Source organism: Neptuniibacter sp. 1_MG-2023, from assembly GCF_030547185.1.
Classification (GTDB): Bacteria; Pseudomonadota; Gammaproteobacteria; order Pseudomonadales; family Balneatricaceae; genus Neptuniibacter.
This window is the reverse complement of sequence record NZ_JAUOQR010000003.1, coordinates 51,883-72,205: the sequence shown is the minus strand read 5'-3', so window position 1 is coordinate 72,205 and position 20,323 is coordinate 51,883. Positions and strand designations below refer to the sequence as shown.

Genomic DNA, 20,323 nt, shown 5'->3' with positions numbered 1-20,323 from the left:
AAACAGAGAATCAACGATTTATGGCTGGAACCAGTAGTTGAGGGAACTGATATTTAAGCGCAAGGATAATCTGCTGTAGTTGACCTCGCGAACGAAAAACCAAAACCGTATCTTTGTCATCAAAATATGGCCCAAGCAGACCTGGCAAGCCTGAACCCACTTTATAAATGCTCTTATTGGTCAACCCAGTACATTCAAAAAAACCGGGGGATTCATTAAATAACCACCGCCCATGTGTAAACACAGGTAAACCTTTCGCTTGGGTCGATAAACAAAGCTTAGTCTGTTTCAGCACTAATGCATAAACGGTTCCGAGAGGGCTATGCTCAATAACAAACCCATTAGCAATAGGTGAACGACCCACACTCGTGGTTATATAGCCCCATTCACCCCCTGCCTTACTTGTAAATGCATAAACCGTTTTCTGTGGGTCATTCGCACTAATTTCATCACTATAGCGGTAGTAATTAACCAGTAGCTGGGGGTTACTCAAGTGATAGAAAGGTTCTTGATTCAAATTAGATAAGAGAGGCGATAGATAATCAGCATAAGGTGAAAATGCATATTGTGTGGGTAAACCGATCTCAATGGGCGTGACGGTTGTAACCTTTGAAATGGGCGGAGCCTGCTTTTGCGGCTTTTGTGTTGCACATCCAGCCAGTAATAAAAAAACTATAAACCATAACCGCATCAAAACCCTACCTTATCTAAAAGTAATAACAGACACTTAGCATAACGGATCGCCGCCAATAAAAAAGCCTGCGAAGATCAATTCACAGGCTTACGGCGTTACCCTTAGAGGTTCATACTATCGAAAGATAAACTCCCCTTGTTCCACATCTACAGCGATCTCTGTACCCGGTAGATACTTGCCCGCTAATATCTCCTGTGCCAACGGGTTTTCTATCCACTGCTGAATGGCTCGTTTTAACGGCCTTGCCCCATAGATAGGTTCAAAGCCTACATCCACCAGCTTATCCATCGCTGTGCTAGTTAACGTTAGTTTCAACTCGCGTTCAGCCAAACGATCTTGCAAATGCTGTAGCTGAATAGTAGCGATACCGGCCACCTGACTTTTCTTCAAACTGTGGAACACAACGACTTCGTCAATACGGTTAATCACTTCTGGGCGGAAGTGCATACCCACAGACTCCATTACCGCGTTATGCATGAGCTGATAATCATCGTCATCACTGAAGTTCTGAATAAGATCAGACCCTAAATTAGAGGTCATCACTACAATCGTATTGCGGAAATCAACTGTCCGCCCTTGACCATCAGTTAAGCGCCCATCTTCCAATACCTGCAACAGAATATTAAAAACATCTGGATGCGCTTTTTCGACTTCGTCCAACAGTAAAACAGAGTAAGGTTTACGTCGCACCGCTTCAGTCAGATACCCCCCTTCTTCGTAACCGACATAGCCTGGAGGCGCACCGATTAAACGTGCAACGGAGTGTTTCTCCATAAACTCAGACATATCGATACGCACCATCGCATCTTTTGTATCAAACAAAAAACTTGCAAGGGCTTTACATAGCTCGGTCTTACCCACCCCTGTAGGGCCAAGGAAAAGAAATGAACCATTAGGCCGATTAGGGTCAGATAAACCCGCTCGTGAACGGCGTACCGCATTAGAGACAGCAATCACGGCTTCGTCCTGCCCGATAACTTGCTTATGCAGCTCTGATTCCATACGTAATAGTTTTTCTCGCTCACCTTCCAGCATGCGATTGACCGGAATCCCTGTCCAACGAGAAACCACCTCAGCGACCTCTTCCTCCGTCACTTTATTACGCAGTAATTTAGTTCCCTGCTGCCCCTGCTCTTCTGCTTGGGCTGCAGCGGCAAGCTCCTTCTCAAGCTCCGGAATAAGACCATACTGTAGCTCGGACATCTTCTGAAGATCACCCGCACGGGTATACTTCTCAAGTTCGATTCGCGCTAAATCTAACTCCTCTTTAACTTTTTGAGAACCTTGGAGCGCTAGCTTTTCTGCTTTCCAGACTTCGTCCAGATCAGAGAACTCTTTTTCGATGTTCCCTATAGTCTCTTCTAGCTCTTTCAATCGCTGTTTAGCAGCAGCATCTTTCTCTTTTTTAAGCGCCTCGCGTTCCATTTTCAACTGAATTAAACGGCGCTCTAAGCGATCCATATCTTCCGGTTTAGAATCCATCTCCATACGAATACGAGAAGCGGCTTCGTCGATTAGATCTATCGCTTTGTCGGGAAGTTGACGATCTGTGATATATCGCTGGGACAATTTAGCCGCAGCAATAATTGCAGAGTCGGTAATATCAACCGCATGATGAATCTCATACCGCTCTTTTAAACCACGCAAAATAGCAATCGTGGATTCTTCATCTGGCTCATCGACAATTACTTTCTGGAAACGACGTTCAAGAGCTGCATCTTTTTCAACATATTGGCGATATTCATCCAAGGTAGTGGCACCAACACAATGCAACTCACCTCGAGCTAATGCAGGCTTCAACATATTACCCGCATCCATTGCGCCTTCACCTTTGCCTGCGCCCACCATGGTATGTAGCTCATCGATAAACAGAATAACCTGCCCTTCCTGTTTAGATAGCTCATTCAATACAGCTTTTAGACGCTCTTCAAATTCACCTCGAAATTTCGCACCAGCAATTAGCGATCCCATATCAAGCGAGAGCACTTTTTTACGCTTAAGCCCTTCAGGAACTTCACCATTAACGATACGCTGTGCAAGCCCTTCTACAATGGCAGTTTTACCGACGCCCGGCTCCCCTATAAGTACAGGGTTGTTTTTAGTACGGCGCTGTAGAACTTGAATAGTTCGACGAATCTCATCATCACGTCCTATTACAGGGTCGAGCTTGCCTGATTCCGCACGTTCAGTAAGATCAATACAATACTTATCTAAAGCTTGACGATTACTTTCTGCATTAGGATCTTGCACTGACTCCCCTCCACGAATTTGATTGATAACAGCTTCTAGTCTGTCTTTGCTGACACCTGATTCGCGCAGCGCTTTACCTGCATCAGATTTATCATCTAGCAGGGCTAAAAGAATCAGTTCACTAGCAATATATTGATCACCCCGTTGCTGGGCGATCTTATCTGTCTTGTTAAAGACGCGTGCAACATCTTGAGAGAAACGAATCTCACCATCAGGGTTTTGCACACTCGGCAAACGGTCGATGTACTGTGCGGTTTGGTTTTTCAAACGCTGCATATCTGCACCCGCCTGAGCTAATAACTGCACAGCACTACCCTGCTGCTGATCTAGTAATGCTTGTAAAAGATGGACAGGCTCAATGTAATTATGATCTCGGCCTACAGCTAAAGATTGAGCGTCTGCCAGAGCTTCTTGCAATTGGGACGTAAATTTATCTGGACGCATATGCCCTCCGCTGATTAATCCAATTCACCCCGATCTTAGTTGTATTTTAAGAACAGGGAGAATTGAATGATTTATCGTATACCAGAGATATGAGGGTGAACCGGGTCGGCTTCAAGAGGCAAGCAAACAAAAATTAGACATTTCTTATATTAAGATAACTTGAGACCATTTTACACATCAAGAAATCGTTTTTTATTCTGATCAATAAACTGACGGATCTGTAACGTATTAGTATCATGCTCACTTAAAAAGATAAGTAACGTATTAGGATCTAGCTGAAAGCCGCTAAATAAGCAGTCTCCAATTTCTAAGTGGGCTTCATCGTGACTTTTGGCGCTTTTTTCAACAGACCGAAAGATATATGCCAATGCCTGTTTAGCAACAGAGAGCTGTTTTTTAGCTTCAGGAGGGAAGCTAGATGCCTGCACATCCCCACTCTGTAATACACAACCGTAGAGTATTAACCCTTTATCCTGCATTTCATGCCAAATAGTCATTGTCGATACTCCATTGCAACAAATCACCTGCCTGCTGCTTCAATACAGGTAGCGATATATCCTTATCTGATTTTAAACATAAAGACTGATTTTGATCATTAAAGACCGATAAGGTATCGACCTTAGGGCCAGCAATAACAACATTATTAACCGCACCTAAAAAACTCGCCTTTTCTGATATAGCATCAGTTAAACGATTAATATTGAGCAACAATGATTTAATAGAGGCATCATCAATATTAGAACACAGTACATCTTGCCCTTCTCCAATATGCATAGCGCCTAAAACCCCCCTCTTATTCATCGCGGCATCTAAAAGGGTTTCTTCATATAAAGGCTTATAAAAATCAAGGGAGAAACCATTAGTATCCAGTAATCGATCCCGAACCTGGTCCCAATCTATATCTCTTTCTACCGCTGAAATTAGCTCTTCAATAACACCTAAAATTGCTCGTGGGTCTCTAGCATCGACAAACATAACCGTACTCATAACCCCGAGATCTTTTAACTCGCTTAAATAACGATTGTAATCTGGGTTAGATTCCACATCTGAATGAGTAACAGCAATAATCAGCCTACGTTTACGCAGGTAATCACCAAACGCTTTCGCATAAAAACGTATATCTCGAAAAGGGTCTTTGCGCGTATTGTCTACTAAAAGGACCATACCAATAGCGTCGTGGGCAAATTCACTGGTTAGCATATCCCACATAAAACGAAATCTTTCTTGACCAGGTGTGCCATATAGATGAACACGTGTTTCAGCATTTAAGTCTAAAACCCCGTAATCCATAACTATCGTGGTATTTTTCTTACGCCTAACAGTTACATCACTGGCCTGAGCATCCGTATCAAGTGTTTCAATATCACTGACTGAACGAATCGCTGTTGTTTTTCCTGAGCAAACTGACCCTGTGAATAGGATCTTATAATCCTTCATTCATGCATTCCTTATTTCAGAGGAACATTAGTAGTGCCAGTGTAGCAATACTCAGCTGAACGAAAACTAAAACACCTCAAAAAACATTCAGATTTCCATCTGATAAGATGATATTTATCGCATGCTTAACACTGGATTGATATGACGAATAAGTCGAACACCTTAGACAGGACGTAATAGATAGAGACTTTTAGCCCCTATCTAGGCGAGCATGCGCTCAACTTCAGCTTTTGCAATAAGATGCTGAACCTGCTGAATATGAGCTCTTACATCGGAAATATTAGTTTCTTTCTCTGATAAACAAACGAGCACTCTATTTGCTTTTAACAGAAAGCCACTTAAACGTTTATCACCTATTTCTAGGTGAGCCTCGTTATGTTTGCTTTTATGCTTACCAACATTTAAAAATATATAGCTAAACGTCTGCCTTGCAACCGTCTCATAATGTCGATTTGCTTTGGTAAAAGAAGATGTGGTCACCTCTTTCCCTTCAAGAAAACAACTACTTTCAACAACATTAGGTTTATCTATTGTTCCAAGTAATTCATTCATCGCCGACTCCACTGCAAAAGATCCACAGCTTGCTGTTTAACTACATTGATACTTAAATCTTTATGGGAACACAATCCAAGTGCCTGCTCCTCTTCAACAAACACCGAGAGGGTTTCTTGTTGCGGGCCATATAAAACCAAATCATCTATATGCCCTAGAAAAGAAGCCTTAGCTTCTAATGCAGTCACCAAATTAATCATTGAACGTAGTAATTCTTTATTTTGTTTACTACTAACATTAGAGCTCAAAACTTTGCGATCGGCCCCAAGGTGAATTGCGCCTGTAATACCTCGTGTATTCATCGCAGCTTCAAGTAATGTAACCTCTTCATCAACCTCAATAGCCGAGGAATCGCCCTCCCCATTCGCCTGAGGCATTGTGCTATTGACGGCTAGTCGCTGCTCTAGTTCAGACCAAGCAATATCTTTTTCTCGATGCCCAACCAACTCTTTTACTATTTTAAGTACCGAGGTTGGGTCTCGTGCATCAATAAAAATAACGGTTGTAAACAAGCCCATAGCCTTGAGCTCTTGCATATAATAATCATGATCGGGCTCCGCTTTCTCATCGGAATGGGTGACGGCAATAATCAAACGGCGACGAACTATAAAGTCTCGGAACTCTTCCACATAAAAACGGATATCTTTAAAAGGATCATTACGCGTATTATCCACCAACAAAACAAGCCCCTCAGCGTCATGCACTAAGTCACTCATCATGACTTCCCACATAAACTTGAAACGCTCTTGTCCCGGCGTCCCATAGAGATGTAAGCGGGCGCTATCTGATAGATCAAGAACGCCATAATCCATGGCGATTGTGGTTTTTTTCTTACGGCGAATAGCAGAATCACTTACGCGGGCATCAGTATCAACCGTCTCAATATCACTCAATGAGCGAATAGCTGTAGTTTTACCTGAACACACTGAGCCTGTGAATAAAACTTTATAATCAGTCATTATTAATCCCTTATAGCTTCAAAATAACCAACACGAAGCAATAGACACTGTCACACAGAACAGATTAACTATACCTGAGCCATATCAGTGATAGCCACTTTCACAGCAATTTAGGCGGGAAGTACGTAAGAAGTAAGCTAATTCTTAGCCTAAATAAGAAAATTTGTACGTTAATCACTTAAGGTTTTAACAGATATCAGCCTAAATAAAAAATAATTATCCGATATTACTAATATAGTAAAAAGCCATAGACTCTTCCCGCAAAACGTGAAGAAGCCCTATTCTCCTATCTCGTATTCATTTAAATAAAACACACTTATTCAATTATAAAGTCGAAATAGGTATCTGTATAAAGCTCACCCTGTAAGGTAAAGTGCCACCATTCATGATGATAAGGAACAAAACCATGTTGCATCATTAACCCTTGTAACAACATGCGATTAGCTCGAGCTTGACAAGAAATCGTCTGACTATCTATCCATGATTCAGCCCCAAAGAAATCAAACTCAGTTCCCATTTCCAGCTCTTCTCCGCTAGACAGGTCAATTAATGTCAAATCAACAGTACTGCCGCGGCTATGGCTAGAGTGACGAACTAAATAACCCTTACTGAATAGCTCACTTCTATCTAAATCAGGAAAGAAACGCGCTTGAGTCACACACTCGTTTTCCTCCTCACACCAATCAATAAAATGGTTAACAGCTCGTTGAGGACGGTAAGCATCGAATATTTTAAGACCTAGCCCAAAATGAGCGAGTTCATTCTGAACGCGGAGTAACGCCTGAGCCGCTGGGTTTGTTATCAAACCGACATTTCGTTCATAACCATTGATAGGAACGCCTACAAAGTTATCCCCAGTAAAATATTTGAGATCTATTAATAGGTTCGGAATTACTGTGAGCAGGTCCACAAACGATGCAGGCTTTATAGTTACCTCAGGCAAACTTGTCTCCTAATAAAGATTCATAAGATAAAGTTAGAAAACTTGAATTATTCAATCCAAATCAAACTGGCTAATCGTCCTGTTTCACCATCTCGACGATAGGAATAAAAACGTTCTGCATCTGAATAAGTGCAAAGAGAGGAGCTAGTGATATTAACAACACCTGCTTTTTTTAATCGCTGTGAAGCTAAAGAATAAATATCTGCTAAATACTTGTTATGGGTATCATCAATTTTAGAAAACGCAGATTGAGCTTCTAAACTAGAATCACAGAACTGCTCGTACACCTCAGAACCTACCTCAAAAGCCTTAGGGCCAATAGCGGGCCCAAACCAAACATGCAGATCGGATGGATCTGGGAAAACTTTTAACGTATTTTCCAATACCCCATTTAGCAAACCTCTCCAACCTGCATGGGCAACAGCTACTTTACTGCCTGCTGAATTGGTAAAAAAAACCGGCAAACAATCCGCAGTCATAACAATACAAGCTAAGCCTAGCTCATCCGTCCAACAACCATCAGCTTCACGTCGAACCCCATCTCCACACGCTTGAATCAAATCGGTACCATGTACTTGTGATAACCACTGCGGGGGGATCGTTAAGTTCAGTTCAGCTATCAGTTTTTGACGATTGTCCTGTACATCAACAATCCGATCAGACACATGATCACCAAGATTCAATCCTTGATAGACGCCCTGACTAACACCACCTAAACGTGTTGTAGTTAGCGCATGAACCTTGGAGGGAGCTTGCCACTTAGCCGGTATAAATTTCACGTCCTATCAAATCTCATCATTCGATGCTTCTGCGTCAACGGTAAGCACATCCAGCAAATGTTTAAAGTCATCAGGAAGGTCAACCTCCCAAGAAACCAACTCGCCACTATGTGGATGCCAAAGCTCCAGTTTTTTAGCATGTAAAGCTTGGCGTTTAAAATTCCGCAAGGTTTGCAGCATATCCTCACTACAACCTTTTGGGAGTCGAAAGCGACCACCATAAAGCTGATCACCCACAAGCGGGTAATTAATATGCGCCATATGCACACGGATCTGATGGGTACGCCCCGTTTCAAGCTTTAAACGAATATGTGTATGGGCACGTAACTTTTTCAATACGCGATAGTGAGTAACCGCTTCTTTACCTACACCGACCACCGCCATCTTTTGACGATGCTTAGAGTGACGTCCCATGGGCTCATCGACCATACCACCACCGGTCATTACACCATTAACAACTGCTTCGTATTCACGCCCCATAGAGCGCTCTTGTAACTGCGTAACTAACTCTGTTTGTGCCACGATTGTTTTAGCAACCACCATCAATCCTGTTGTATCCATATCAAGTCGATGAACAATACCTGCTCTAGGGACTTGAGCTATCTCTGGACAATGGTAGAGCAATGCATTTAATAACGTACCATCTCGATGTCCAACGGCAGGGTGAACCACTAAACCTGCAGGCTTATTGACGATCAGAATATGCTCATCTTCATAAACAATATCAAGAGGTATATTTTGCGGTTTATGATCTTCGATCATCTCAAGTTCAGCATCAATAGCGACAATTTCGCCACCAAATAACTTATCGCGCGGGCGTTTCACGACCCCATCAACAGTTAGCGAGCCGTCTTTAATCCAGCCTTGTAGGCGAGAACGAGAGTAATCTGGAAATAGCTGGGCTACAGCTTGATCAAGTCGCTTACCAACGAGATCATTTCCCACTTGTGCTTGGAGTTGTATTTGATCAGACATCAGAACCTAGCAGAACTTTCTTAATTGTTAGGCCTGAGTGTGTTAACAGGCCCAACCAGTTGTGGTTAAATAGGCCGTTGAATTGCTTATAGCCTCTTTGTGCCCAGTATAACCGTTCGGGCCCGAGACTACACTGGGATTAATAAAAGATGCGAATGACCAAATTACTTATTATTGCTTTGTTCTGTTTTATGACAACGGCATGCTCATGGTTTGAAGATATCCAAGAGATACCGGATATCCCCGAACAACAGCTTTATAAAGAAGCTATGTCTGCGATGGATCAACAGAACTACGATCTAGCAATTGAGAAACTGCAACTGCTGGAAGCTCGCTATCCCTTCGGACGGTTTTCAGAACAAGCTCAGCTAGAATTGATCTACGCTTACCATAACAGCTACGAACCTGAAGCTGCACGCGCTGCCGCGGATCGATTTATTCGATTACATCCAAACCATGAAAATATTGATTACGCTTACTACCTCAAAGGCCTAACCTCCTTTGAACAAGATATCTCATGGATCACACAATATTTACCTATCGATGAGACACAACGAGACCCAGGCGCTGCGCTTGATTCTTTTGAAAGCTTCTCAACGCTGGTTAACCGCTACCCTGATAGCCAATATGCTCCTGACTCACAGAAACGTATGGTCTATCTAAAAAACCGTTTAGCCGCCTATGAAGTTCATGTTGCTCGCTATTATATACAACGTGAAGCCTTTGTCGCTGCCGCCAATCGTGGCCGTTACGTCATTGAGAATATGCAAGAAACACCTGCAGTTCCTGATGCTCTTGCCGTCATGATAGAAGCCTATACTCATTTAGGGCAGCAAGACTTAGCAGCAGATACCCAATCGGTCTTAGCTAAAAACTTCCCAGAATATCAATACACTCCTGTCTACAAAGGAGAAAAAACCTTATTTGATGCTGCAACCTTCGACCTTTTCAGTGACGCTAAAGAAGCCCCTGTAGCTACACCTATTAGGATGAGCCAAGAGGCACCAAAGCCTGAACGTGGTATTTTTAGCACTATCACATTTGGCGTCTTCGATGATGATGACGAAAGTAACTAACTCATCACAAAGGCACCTTAGGGTGCCTTTTTTAATGGCTAAATGCTAAAACATAATTTACCTACGACACCCAATTCAAGTAGCATAATCATATTGAAAGCGTTCAACTAAGCAGAGAGACTTACAATGCAGGCCGAAACCATTATTCAAGAGATGAAAGTTTTAGCGGAAGTTGACCCTACAACAGAAATCACGCGTAGAACTGCATTTATAAAAAATACGCTAAAAAGATCTAAGCTCAAAAGCCTAGTATTAGGCATCAGTGGTGGTGTGGATTCATCCACCTGTGGCCGACTTGCCCAACTTGCAGTAGATGAACTCAACGCAGAAAGTAACAGCAATGAATATAGTTTTATTGCTATGCGCTTACCATTTGGCAGTCAACATGACGAAGATGATGCTCAGATGGCTCTCGACTTTATTCAGCCCACACAGCGCATTACTGTCAACGTAAAACCTGGCGTTGAAGGCATTCATAGCGAAGTATGCACGTCCCTTAATGCTCTCGGTTTAAATAGAGCCTCAGAAGCTGCAGTAGATTTTGCGAAAGGCAATGTAAAAGCCCGAGCACGCATGGTTGCCCAGTATGAAGTAGCCGGCATAGTAGGTGCCTTAGTACTTGGTACAGATCATTCGGCCGAGAATCTAACTGGCTTTTATACAAAATGGGGTGATGGTGCCTGCGATTTAGCTCCGCTCTTTGGACTGAGCAAACGTCAAGTCCGTTTATTGGCAAAAACACTCGGCGCACCAATGGAATTGGTAGACAAAACACCAACAGCCGACCTAGAGTGCTTAACGCCACAAAAAGCAGATGAACACGCGCTCGGCCTTAGCTATGATGAAATAGACGATTTTCTAGAAGGCAAGCCCGTTTCTAAGGAGATCGAGCAACGTATTATCGATATCTATATAAAAACTGAACACAAACGCGCACCCATTCCAACCATCTACGATTAAGCTGACAACAGGGTAAGCTCTCTTTAACAAGAGTTCACCCGTGAACAGAAGGGTACTGGATCTCTATCGGAGGTAAACCTTCTTCCAAAGCCTTATCTTAGAATTTATCGATCCACTCGATAAGGGCTGGCGGGGATGATCGTCTCCTGCCCCAATAAAATATCCACAAGCAAACGTGTAGATGCTGGCGCCAACACTAAACCATTTCTATATTGGCCGGCATTTAGATACAAGTTTTCAAATTCAGGAACTAAACCTATATAAGGTATTCCTTCTGGCGATCCCGGACGCAGGCCTGACCAATGGTGTTCCACTTTATAATTTTCTAACTCAGGAATAATACCTAAAGCGGTTTCATAAAGTGAGCTAGCCGCCTCTTCGGTGGTCTGCTTATTAAATCCAAAATGCTCAAGCGTACTACCCACCAATACTCGCCCATCATTCCTCGGAATAACATAACGCCCACCTTTAAGAACGACGCGATTAACTAAGCCAGGAACCGCTTTAAACAACATCATCTGCCCATGAACAGGTTCAATGGGAAGACTTTTCCCTACCAGCTGGAGCAGATCAGCACTCCAAGCTCCCGCAGCTATAATTACATTATCGCCACGAACTTCTCCCTGATTTGTTTTAATACCTAAAACTCGATTTCCAGCGGTTAAGAAGCTTTCCACCTCATAATGCTCAAGCACAGTTACTTTAGGGTTTTTTACCAAACTTTCTCGTAGCGAACGACCTAATCGAGGATTTCGAATACTACAAACTTCAGGCATCCATAAGGCATTATCAACGTCTTTAGCTACATGGGGCTCTTTTTGATAAACAAAAGAAGCATCCACTTCCCGAAGTGGGCGATGGAACTTTTTCGCCCAAACAAGGGCCTCTTCATGATCTTCAACATCAACCATAAACATCCCTTTCTGGCGAAGCTCAGGGTCACAACCAGTTTCTTCAAGTAGATCTTGAGATAGATGTATATAACTACTTTGCGACCATGTAGCGAGCTGAGTAACAGCATCGGGATATCGCCAAGGGTACAGCGGAGAAACAATTCCTCCTCCCGCCCAAGAAGCTTCTTTTGCACAGGCTTTACGATCTACGATGGTTACTTCCGCACCTGACTGCGCCAACTCACGCGTCAACATCATGCCGATCACACCACCACCGATAATTAGAAAGTCAGACATATATAATTCCAACACATTAGAAATGGGCTATATTGTGCCGGTAAGCCAGCGTAGATACCATGAACAAGATCATTTTATTATAAAGTTTTATTACGTAAACGACCTGTCATTGAAAGAACTAACTCCGCCGAAAGCTCGCCTGTATCATCAACTATACTGAAAGTTCCATTATATCCTGGACTACTTCCATCAGATTGAAAAACAACCTTTTCTCCATTATTCCATGAAACTTCATTATGAGCTGAAAACGGAATAACTTTAAGAACACTGTCAGTTAAAGGGTTCCATGTCCCATCGGTATCCTCATCAATATATACAAGCATTCCTGCCGGCCATATCAGTGAACCACTTCCGCTGTCACCCGTACAATTACTGTCCCCATCCCAACGACAAACAATGACCTCTTTGCGTGCGGTCAGAGCCACCATCCGTGCAAAAGAAAGGCCTCCTCGAATAGAAGACACATCTGCATCAACCTGCACTCTTGATAGTACTGCAGAGAAGCTAGGCACACCCACAAACAAGACGATTGAAAGCAAGGCTAACGCCAATAACAACTCAATAAGAGAAAAACCTTTTGAAAAACCAATAGGTAACGGCCAGCACCGACCGGAAGAGTATCCCTTTTCCATATATCCCCCCGCAATCCATTGCAGGTTGGTAAATTAAATTATTAGATCTTCCTACCAGCAGTCAGATTCAGCTGCAGTTTTTTGTCCTATATGATTAATAGAAATATCACCACAACGATCACCCGCCATACCGTTCTTAGGTCGAGCTCTAATAGTATAAGTAGTAGCTGTTTGTACAGTCAGAGCGAGATCATAGAACTTATCATCACCATCCTTCGGTGCCTCATTATAAGGAAGCACAGCGCCAGCATAAGAACCATTCTCCGTAAAGTCTCGTTCCATATGCTGAGCCAACGACAATAGATTCGCTTGCGCGTCAACCCTACGCCCTTCTGCAACACTTTCCTGATAGCTAGGATAAGCTATCGATGCCAAAATACCGATAATCGCTACAACAATCATTAATTCTAATAAAGAAAAGCCCTGCTCACGTTTCCTTTGCATCACCTTACCTCTCTCCATCCTTTTCGCCCTTGGCTAAATGCCCCATTAAATTCAGGACAGGTAATACCAGTACTACTACTATTACTGAGACAAGCCCTTATAGTTGTCGAAGAACTATCGTCTTCTGGGATTTCATTCACAAAAGACCCATCCCCTAGGTTAGCAAACCCTCCACCTTGGAGCATTAAGCCAGAACCGATTTGATCCTCAACAATTGGGTTCCCATCTTCATCCGTAGTAGGCACAGCGACTAAATCGGAGGCAGTAAAGTTTCCATCCTCATCATAATCAAATGTAGTGCTATTTAATGCTCCACCTGTTTCATAATCTAGCGCCATAATCCAGCTACTACCTCCAGCCAAACAAGGGTCAGATGAAGGTATTTTGGTTGCGACAATCATTTGACCTATTCTTAACACCGGTCGAGTATCAACCAATTCACCTATTCCACCGGGGCCTCCCTGTACTGCACTCCATGCCAGATCTAAGTACCACCCTTTATCGGACAACTGCAACTCATTATCAGTTGTCACTCTAGCGCCATTAGCTCCAATATAACCTTCAAACAGTACTTCTTGCTGTAAAAGCTGGGTTCGGTCACTGATAACTGCACCCGTATCTAATACCCCATATAAAGATTGTACTTGAGGTGTGGCATTTATCTGGTTGTCGCCGCTCAGATAATAACTACCCGTACCAAACAGCACCATATGACGACCTTGACTATCAAACGCAGTGTTGACCGGCCCTGTGATCGGCTGACGTATTCCCGATGCATCTTTAGCAACAAAAAATGGGACAGGAGTTACGCCACTAAGCAAAGAAGCCGGTGGCGACCAGCTGGCAGGTAATGAGCTAGTAATATCGAAACGCCAAACATTACCCAAAGTATCTCCTACGATAATTCGGTCAGCTATTTTATCTCTATTTAAATCAACAATGGCTGGCTGACCCAGTCCGCCAGTAGTCGGAACAACAATATCTCTAATGATAGAACCATCAGCAATATTTAAAACCCAGATATGCCCTTCTGATACTCCATGAGAAAAGCCACTTGTGACTATTACGCCGAACTTCCCATTATGCAAAGGCGTTATATAAGGTTGCTGAATCAACACCCCCATATCTTCATGAGAAAACTCCCATAAAACTTCATCTTTAGTCATGTTTTCGGGATCACTAACATCTAATAGAGATACCCCAGCGCCACCAGCTCCAGGCGTAACAGCAACCACAGATTTCCAACCAGAACTAATTCCCGTTGGCACATCCACAGGATCAAACCATGCATCAAACACTCGAGGAATACCGTCAACATAATAACGATGGCTGTACTCTGGATAGACTAACTCATACAAATTACTAAATACGCCTGATGGCACATAAGCAAAGAGCTCTTTCCCTCCATCAGCTCCTAAGGATGCGTCGAATACATGAAGCATCCCATCATTCGCACCCACCAAAATAATAGGTGGTTTCGCAATATAAGTAGCTGATTGTCGATAACTGAGGTAATCACTGCCTACAGACGCAGGAAAAGGCGTTCCTAACGCGCTATAGCCATAGTTATTTTTATTAACGTACTGAGGTGATGAATTTACGATATCCCCCAAACGACTACTACGCTGGCGAAAAGGGTTAGATGTATTAATATTTGTTTGTTCTAGTGTACGACTTCCGCGTAAATAATCTAATCGTTGTTGAGCAACAGCTTCTGTAGTTAAAGGACCGCTCGCTGGCGTCACCTGCAGCATTTCTTTCTGCTCAGCAGATAAACTGGCCCATTTAAATTCTACCCCTCCAGAATTTAAAGTAACGCCGGTTAAAGCGTCTTTAGCTGCATAAGTACTGGTAAATATTTTCCGATTGCTTAGATCAGCTTCAGGAATAGCATCCATTATGGCTGCTGCACTCCATGTATCAGCTGTATCCAATACGCCTGTAGAACTGATACCTCGGGCAACTAAATCACCCGACCATAAAGTAGTATCCATAAGCGCATTGAATAATGCCGAGTCAGTACCTAAACGTGACGTATTCGCTGTCAACGCAGAAGCGGCACCGCGGACAGATGCAGAGATTGAAGCAAAAGCTTCCGTTAAGCCATCCACCATTTTCTGAGCATCACCTGCAGTGTAATAAGTATCCGCTCTTTTATAATCGCTGCCCGAATTAGGGTCCAAAACATCTGTATTTGTATGCCACCACCATTCAGGTAACGGATCGGTTCTTGAGTAAGGGTCGCCTAGACTCTGCTCATCGCACTCTGTTCCTACTGGGGTATAACTTGCTATAGAACAGCTAGGGTGTTCACGTACTTCAAACCCTCCATATTTAGCGGTTAGCCAAAATTGGTTATCCCTTTTATCTTGAAGAACCTGCCCTTCCAGCACATCTACCCAGTAGGTCTGAACGGTTTGGGTACCGGCAAAATCATCTCGAATATCTGAAGTATTGGCATCGTAGGCAAGACCTGCCATAAATGCCGAGTTACTACGCCCGGAATAACTACCTGCCGCCGTATCAATACTAATACCTTCCAAATCAGCTATAAGATCTGTGGCAGTTCGTACATTAACTGTAGTGTCACTGCTAACTTCTGCGGGTTTTGTTGGCTCATTCGTGCTTGAAGTATTACCAGGCAAGTTTTTGTCCCTATGAGTGTTCACATCACCAATTCCCAATACCACGTTTTTCTGACAAGCGTATTGAATTGGGTCATCCCAACTTCTAACTACCGGAAAATTATCTACCCACTGCGAGATTGTTCCAGTGCTAGGTGAAGAGTTATGAGCAGGGGATTTAGAATAATATGCCGCAACATTTGATTGATTTTTATAATAACGCAACGCGGTGTAATACAGCTCACTAACAGGGTCGATACTTTTAAAAGAATTAGAATTAAGCTGACCAAACTTATTAATATAATTGATCACACCGCTATCATTAATGGTCACCCCATAATAACCAGCGGCATCGCTCGCATCACTCGCATCAGGATTTTGAATTAAAATACCGGTACTTTCATCCCACTCTTTATTTGGATTCGCTATTAACCCAGAACTAGGATCTAATTGCTCAGGCCCAACAAACTTTTGCTTAGCCCTCAATACACCGCCGTCTCGCAGGCCGTTATCATCATTTAAATAGCCAAATACACTATAACGTACATTATCGGAATAGCGTTGAATTAGCCCTTCAGGCTTCCAGTTCGAACCATACAGCCGACAGTTATCTTCAACACCTACGGCAGGATCGCATACTTTAACGCGTACGCTAGTTTCAAAACGATCACCAGATATAGCATGGTAAGCAATACCACCGCCTCCATCACTCTCAACAATACTCAGATCATCAATATAATAATCTGACCCACCATGAACAAATAAATAGTTAAAATCTGAATGAGATGAAGATGAACTGCTGGTGACGCTTCCTAACTCTGTACCGCCTTCATTATAAACGGTTAATTTAAACTTATTCCCGGATACAGATTCAAAAACAAAACTATACCAACTCCCTGTTGGTCGACTAATCGAAACACTACTCCCTAGCGTATTAGAACTAACAGATGAACCACTTTTAGTACGCTTTTCTACCTTGATAGAACTACCGGAAACCGAAAAACCATAACCATTCCCATCACTATCAGACAAAGCTAATCGATCAGAACCACCGTTAGTAGGCCCGCCGACAGGACGATAGATCCGCCCAGTAAAGATAAAATTATCATAATCAACACTACCTGAATCAACTACTTTTATCCGCGCACCATTTGGATCGCTGTTTGTTTTTTTCTTAAGAGAAAAACCTCCCGCGTCATAGGAATACTCAGAGCTGCGCTCAACCGTACCAGAACCAAATTGAGTCATAGATATAGAGCCAAAGTCAGTATCACTAAAGACCGGGGCATCTACTCCTGGAGCTGTGTTTGAAAACCCGTGTCCATTAGGTAACTGAAAATCCATTTTATTACCTTCACCGTTCACATAGGTCGTGATACTTGAAGTAGAAAATGGCGTAGCATTATTAACAACAGCCGCACCAGAGATCGTTCTAGTTGGGAAAAGGCTACCTTGTCCCGTATGGCGTGCTTTTTCAATCCATGTCTCTGTTACTGTATCTTTAACTCGATACCCACCAGTTAACGCCCAACGAAATGGGTCAATTGTTGAGGTCGCAGCCCAATTTAGATAGTTTCCGCTCCAGACATCCCCTGGACAGGTATAATCTGCGCTAACACTAACTGGATAAAAATGTCTCTCTGATTCTGTTGCACTGTACTCATACCCATAGCACTTATTTGAATCAAAATATCCTACGCTTTTAACCGTCTCATCATAGTTCCCCAAGTTAGCAACACTCATTACTGTCGGGTACTCAACAGATGGTGTCAGGGCTAAATTGCCTGGAACATTACCTTCACCCAAAAAAAGCGGGGTTTGGGCAACGGTATCAGCGCCGCTATTAGCAGAAAACAAAATACCAGTAGAAACAAGCACAGAGACTAACCAACAGGGGCTTGTATGTATAATTTTTTTCATTGAAAAGTCTCCTATAGCAGAGTTAATACTCTTACTCTTCCACTACATAAATTGATTCAAGTCGAACATCTGACTGTCCAGTAAAACCGGCTGATGATGCTGTTACCCTAATTACAGCTCCAGAGGGCTCTGCATCTATACCTGTACTCACATAAATTTCTGCTAACAACTCAGCATTCCACGTTGGTATAGCCGCTGACGAAAATGATGAAGCATAAACACCATTAATAGACGTATCTTCATCCAATGTATCATTAAAGTAATCAGTACGCGCTTGCCGCTCTCCATCCCTCAACGCAGCCTCAGCTGCATTAAAAGCAGAATAGTGATCCCGCAAATTACCCGACATTTTTTCTTGCATGGTCGTCCCTTGCATAGAACTCACACCGATCAAAGACAAGATCAATAAAAATATTAGCGCTATAACTAAGACAGCGCCCTTTTCATTAACTTTATTCTGGCACTGAGGCTTCATCTTAAACGGTTCCTTAATGCAATGGTTGTAGAGAACTGATGCGATATATTTTGATCACCATCGACATCTATAGTTACCCTAACAGCAACTACATCATCCCAATCCCCAGCGGCTTGAACCTGAGTAGCCGTATTAGAGTAATCCAACGTAGACCCTGCACCTGAAGCAATACCATAAGTGATAGTCAAATCACTGACACCTTCAACCAACTCTTGATCATTAGGAGCACCATTATCATAACTAATACTTCGTAAAGCACTTGACGAGGTCAAACCTGAACCTATATAAAAAAGCGTGCTAGAGAACAGTGAAATACTCGTACCTCCTCCAGCAAGATATGCATGACTTAATGGCTTCGCGGCGACTGATTGGTTATTAATTGTTTGTCCTGCGGTGCCTCGCTGCAGATCAGCAGTATCACTCGCTGCAGTATTTTGGAACATATCACAACCCGCTGCATCAGACATTACTAATATTGCACCAGGCGTTTCTCCTCCAACGGTAATAAATGTACTATCTGTAGCATCAACATTAACTGAAAGCACAGCTCCTGCATCCTCCGCCGCATGCTTAACCAGTATAAGATCAGTGCCTGCTACATAGTCGGTCAAATCCCCAACAAAAAATTCTCCGGTGGGGTCATCCCAGCCTTTGATTGGATCATTAATATCATAAGCATCAGCTTTATAATCCGAATCACTCGTATCAATAATATCAAGGGCATCAACGAAACAATTGCCTTTGTAACCCGTATTACGAACATCTTGAGCGATCAACTCTAAAGCAAAACGACCATTCTCTTGCACGCGTGATAACGCCTCATTAGAATTAAAACTCCGAGAGCTCCCCATAAATACAGAAATAACACCGCCAATGAGAAATAAGCCTAAGACCAAGGCGATCATCAGCTCAATTAAACTAAAACCTTTTTCTAGCGGCCTATCCTTTACCAACATGAACTAAAACTCCATTCGATAATTAAAGCTCGTCACAGTAGCATCATCAGCATCGCTAGCAGCACGAATTCTCGCTCTATTATCATTCCATTGTATAGTGATGGATGCTTGATTCGCCGTCGAGCCACTAACTATAACAACCTGCCCTACAGCGCCAGAACCAAGCCGATCTACTACCCGCGCATCCCACTCAGCTCGATCACCCGCTTGACCATCGTCGTAATCCCCATCCTCAGCCGACTCAGGAGCTGCTCGAATTCTATCGGCTAAATCATAAGCCAAAAATGTCGCCTGTGATCGATAGTACGAACCATTGTTACTTTTTAACGCAACCGTCTGTAAAGCCGCTACCGACAATAATCCAATAGAAATAATTACCACAGCAATTAAAACTTCAATCAGCGTTGTACCTTGCTGTTTCTTTTGTAAATAATTTTGGCCATGCATCATGGACAACTATCCCCCGGACTAATCTCTTGTACAGCCGTACGCCCAGTCGCATTAGTGGACAAACACCGGTGATCTGTATCATTCTGAATCCGCAAAGCTCCTGTAACCTCTCCTCGCCCCAAACGGTCAAACACAAAACCATTCGCTGCACCAGAAGCAACTAGATTAATGCTATCCCAAATACGTATTACAGTTACATCGGCAGCCGTCTCTAAATCTGCACCCTGCTGTGTAACAACCATCCATCCACGACTCCAATCAGTACCGAACTCACAAGCTGTGAATGCAAGATTAGATCGACAGGCAGCCGCAGTTTCTCGCCGAGTCAAAGCCTCTGAACGCGCAAGCTGAATAGCAGAATTTAAACTATGAGTGGCTGCCCGAAGTCTGGATGACTCGGTAATTGAATTATAGCTAGGTACACCAAGACCGAGAATGATCCCTAATATCACTATAGCGATCATCAACTCTAATAAGGTGAAACCATTTTCCCGTTTAGACATTACCTACATCCAGTAAATAAAAATTCTCTTATATACCTAAGATTAGTCGTTTAGGGAAAC

At 42.9% G+C, this 20,323-nt stretch carries 19 protein-coding genes; 2 read left to right on the top strand and 17 right to left on the bottom strand.

Annotated elements, in window-relative coordinates; all coding sequences use genetic code 11:
* Positions 1-10 precede the first annotated feature (10 nt).
* The 9 genes from Q4492_RS04885 to rluD form a co-directional block, all read right to left on the bottom strand.
* Complete coding sequence (locus Q4492_RS04885; RefSeq protein WP_303416146.1) at positions 11-691, bottom strand: hypothetical protein; 681 nt, start codon at positions 689-691, stop codon at positions 11-13.
* Between the two features lie 117 nt (positions 692-808).
* Positions 809-3,388 (bottom strand): ATP-dependent chaperone ClpB, encoded by a 2,580-nt coding sequence (gene clpB, locus Q4492_RS04880; protein ID WP_303416145.1) that lies wholly within the window; start codon positions 3,386-3,388, stop codon positions 809-811.
* Positions 3,389-3,558: 170 nt separating this feature from the next.
* A complete protein-coding gene (locus Q4492_RS04875) occupies positions 3,559-3,885 on the bottom strand; it encodes a hypothetical protein (RefSeq protein ID WP_303416144.1) in 327 nt (108 codons plus the stop codon).
* Positions 3,869-4,825, bottom strand: coding sequence for an ATP/GTP-binding protein (locus tag Q4492_RS04870; protein WP_303416143.1), 957 nt, complete (start codon positions 4,823-4,825; stop codon positions 3,869-3,871). The genes Q4492_RS04875 and Q4492_RS04870 overlap by 17 nt, the downstream gene beginning before the upstream one ends.
* A 201-nt stretch (positions 4,826-5,026) precedes the next feature.
* Positions 5,027-5,377, bottom strand: coding sequence for a hypothetical protein (locus tag Q4492_RS04865; RefSeq protein ID WP_067862732.1), 351 nt, complete (start codon positions 5,375-5,377; stop codon positions 5,027-5,029).
* Positions 5,374-6,336 carry an ATP/GTP-binding protein gene (locus Q4492_RS04860; RefSeq protein ID WP_303416141.1) on the bottom strand — a complete coding sequence of 321 codons (963 nt, stop codon included), beginning with the start codon at positions 6,334-6,336 and terminating at the stop codon, positions 5,374-5,376. The genes Q4492_RS04865 and Q4492_RS04860 overlap by 4 nt, the downstream gene beginning before the upstream one ends.
* Before the next feature lie 316 nt (positions 6,337-6,652).
* A complete protein-coding gene (locus Q4492_RS04855) occupies positions 6,653-7,279 on the bottom strand; it encodes a M15 family metallopeptidase (protein ID WP_303416140.1) in 627 nt (208 codons plus the stop codon).
* Between the two features lie 47 nt (positions 7,280-7,326).
* The gene (pgeF, locus tag Q4492_RS04850; protein WP_303416139.1) at positions 7,327-8,058 is read right to left on the bottom strand and encodes a peptidoglycan editing factor PgeF; all 732 of its coding nucleotides are present in this window, start codon (positions 8,056-8,058) and stop codon (positions 7,327-7,329) included.
* Between the two features lie 6 nt (positions 8,059-8,064).
* Positions 8,065-9,033 carry a 23S rRNA pseudouridine(1911/1915/1917) synthase RluD gene (gene rluD, locus Q4492_RS04845; protein WP_303416138.1) on the bottom strand — a complete coding sequence of 323 codons (969 nt, stop codon included), beginning with the start codon at positions 9,031-9,033 and terminating at the stop codon, positions 8,065-8,067.
* Between the two features lie 155 nt (positions 9,034-9,188).
* On the opposite strand from rluD, the gene Q4492_RS04840 reads away from it, so the two are divergent.
* Together Q4492_RS04840 and nadE are read left to right on the top strand one after the other, a co-directional pair.
* Positions 9,189-10,109 (top strand): outer membrane protein assembly factor BamD, encoded by a 921-nt coding sequence (locus Q4492_RS04840; protein WP_368389431.1) that lies wholly within the window; start codon positions 9,189-9,191, stop codon positions 10,107-10,109.
* 126 nt (positions 10,110-10,235) lie between these two features.
* On the top strand, positions 10,236-11,069 hold the full coding sequence (gene nadE, locus Q4492_RS04835) for an ammonia-dependent NAD(+) synthetase (protein WP_303416136.1): 834 nt from the start codon (positions 10,236-10,238) through the stop codon (positions 11,067-11,069).
* Between the two features lie 104 nt (positions 11,070-11,173).
* Here the strand turns inward: nadE and thiO are convergent, their stop codons facing one another.
* The 8 genes from thiO to Q4492_RS04795 form a co-directional block, all read right to left on the bottom strand.
* On the bottom strand, positions 11,174-12,259 hold the full coding sequence (thiO, locus tag Q4492_RS04830; protein ID WP_303416134.1) for a glycine oxidase ThiO: 1,086 nt from the start codon (positions 12,257-12,259) through the stop codon (positions 11,174-11,176).
* Positions 12,260-12,336: 77 nt separating this feature from the next.
* Entirely contained in the window at positions 12,337-12,891 is a 555-nt protein-coding gene (locus tag Q4492_RS04825; RefSeq protein WP_303416132.1) for a GspH/FimT family protein, read from the bottom strand.
* Between the two features lie 51 nt (positions 12,892-12,942).
* A complete protein-coding gene (locus Q4492_RS04820) occupies positions 12,943-13,335 on the bottom strand; it encodes a type IV pilin protein (protein ID WP_303416386.1) in 393 nt (130 codons plus the stop codon).
* Positions 13,335-17,879 carry a pilus assembly protein gene (locus Q4492_RS04815; protein WP_303416130.1) on the bottom strand — a complete coding sequence of 1,515 codons (4,545 nt, stop codon included), beginning with the start codon at positions 17,877-17,879 and terminating at the stop codon, positions 13,335-13,337. Before Q4492_RS04815 ends, Q4492_RS04820 begins: the two co-directional genes overlap by 1 nt.
* Positions 17,880-17,910: 31 nt before the next feature.
* Positions 17,911-18,354, bottom strand: a complete 444-nt coding sequence (locus Q4492_RS04810) for a PilX N-terminal domain-containing pilus assembly protein (RefSeq protein ID WP_067862757.1) — start codon at positions 18,352-18,354, stop codon at positions 17,911-17,913.
* On the bottom strand, positions 18,351-19,310 hold the full coding sequence (locus Q4492_RS04805; protein ID WP_067862759.1) for a PilW family protein: 960 nt from the start codon (positions 19,308-19,310) through the stop codon (positions 18,351-18,353). The genes Q4492_RS04810 and Q4492_RS04805 overlap by 4 nt, the downstream gene beginning before the upstream one ends.
* Positions 19,311-19,313: 3 nt before the next feature.
* Positions 19,314-19,760: a type IV pilus modification protein PilV gene (gene pilV, locus Q4492_RS04800; protein ID WP_067862761.1), complete on the bottom strand. Its 447-nt coding sequence runs from the start codon at positions 19,758-19,760 to the stop codon at positions 19,314-19,316.
* The gene (locus Q4492_RS04795; protein ID WP_303416127.1) at positions 19,757-20,263 is read right to left on the bottom strand and encodes a GspH/FimT family pseudopilin; all 507 of its coding nucleotides are present in this window, start codon (positions 20,261-20,263) and stop codon (positions 19,757-19,759) included. Before Q4492_RS04795 ends, pilV begins: the two co-directional genes overlap by 4 nt.
* Between the last annotated feature and the right edge of the window lie 60 nt (positions 20,264-20,323).

Coding starts and splice junctions, on each gene's coding strand:
- Q4492_RS04885 (WP_303416146.1), bottom strand. CDS start 691: ATGCGGTTATGGTTTATAGTTTTTTTATTACTGGCTGGATGTGCAACA.
- clpB (WP_303416145.1), bottom strand. CDS start 3,388: ATGCGTCCAGATAAATTTACGTCCCAATTGCAAGAAGCTCTGGCAGAC.
- Q4492_RS04875 (WP_303416144.1), bottom strand. CDS start 3,885: ATGACTATTTGGCATGAAATGCAGGATAAAGGGTTAATACTCTACGGT.
- Q4492_RS04870 (WP_303416143.1), bottom strand. CDS start 4,825: ATGAAGGATTATAAGATCCTATTCACAGGGTCAGTTTGCTCAGGAAAA.
- Q4492_RS04865 (WP_067862732.1), bottom strand. CDS start 5,377: ATGAATGAATTACTTGGAACAATAGATAAACCTAATGTTGTTGAAAGT.
- Q4492_RS04860 (WP_303416141.1), bottom strand. CDS start 6,336: ATGACTGATTATAAAGTTTTATTCACAGGCTCAGTGTGTTCAGGTAAA.
- rluD (WP_303416138.1), bottom strand. CDS start 9,033: ATGTCTGATCAAATACAACTCCAAGCACAAGTGGGAAATGATCTCGTT.
- Q4492_RS04840 (WP_368389431.1), top strand. CDS start 9,189: ATGACCAAATTACTTATTATTGCTTTGTTCTGTTTTATGACAACGGCA.
- nadE (WP_303416136.1), top strand. CDS start 10,236: ATGCAGGCCGAAACCATTATTCAAGAGATGAAAGTTTTAGCGGAAGTT.
- thiO (WP_303416134.1), bottom strand. CDS start 12,259: ATGTCTGACTTTCTAATTATCGGTGGTGGTGTGATCGGCATGATGTTG.
- Q4492_RS04825 (WP_303416132.1), bottom strand. CDS start 12,891: ATGGAAAAGGGATACTCTTCCGGTCGGTGCTGGCCGTTACCTATTGGT.
- Q4492_RS04820 (WP_303416386.1), bottom strand. CDS start 13,335: ATGCAAAGGAAACGTGAGCAGGGCTTTTCTTTATTAGAATTAATGATT.
- Q4492_RS04815 (WP_303416130.1), bottom strand. CDS start 17,879: ATGAAAAAAATTATACATACAAGCCCCTGTTGGTTAGTCTCTGTGCTT.
- Q4492_RS04810 (WP_067862757.1), bottom strand. CDS start 18,354: ATGAAGCCTCAGTGCCAGAATAAAGTTAATGAAAAGGGCGCTGTCTTA.
- Q4492_RS04805 (WP_067862759.1), bottom strand. CDS start 19,310: ATGTTGGTAAAGGATAGGCCGCTAGAAAAAGGTTTTAGTTTAATTGAG.
- pilV (WP_067862761.1), bottom strand. CDS start 19,760: ATGATGCATGGCCAAAATTATTTACAAAAGAAACAGCAAGGTACAACG.
- Q4492_RS04795 (WP_303416127.1), bottom strand. CDS start 20,263: ATGTCTAAACGGGAAAATGGTTTCACCTTATTAGAGTTGATGATCGCT.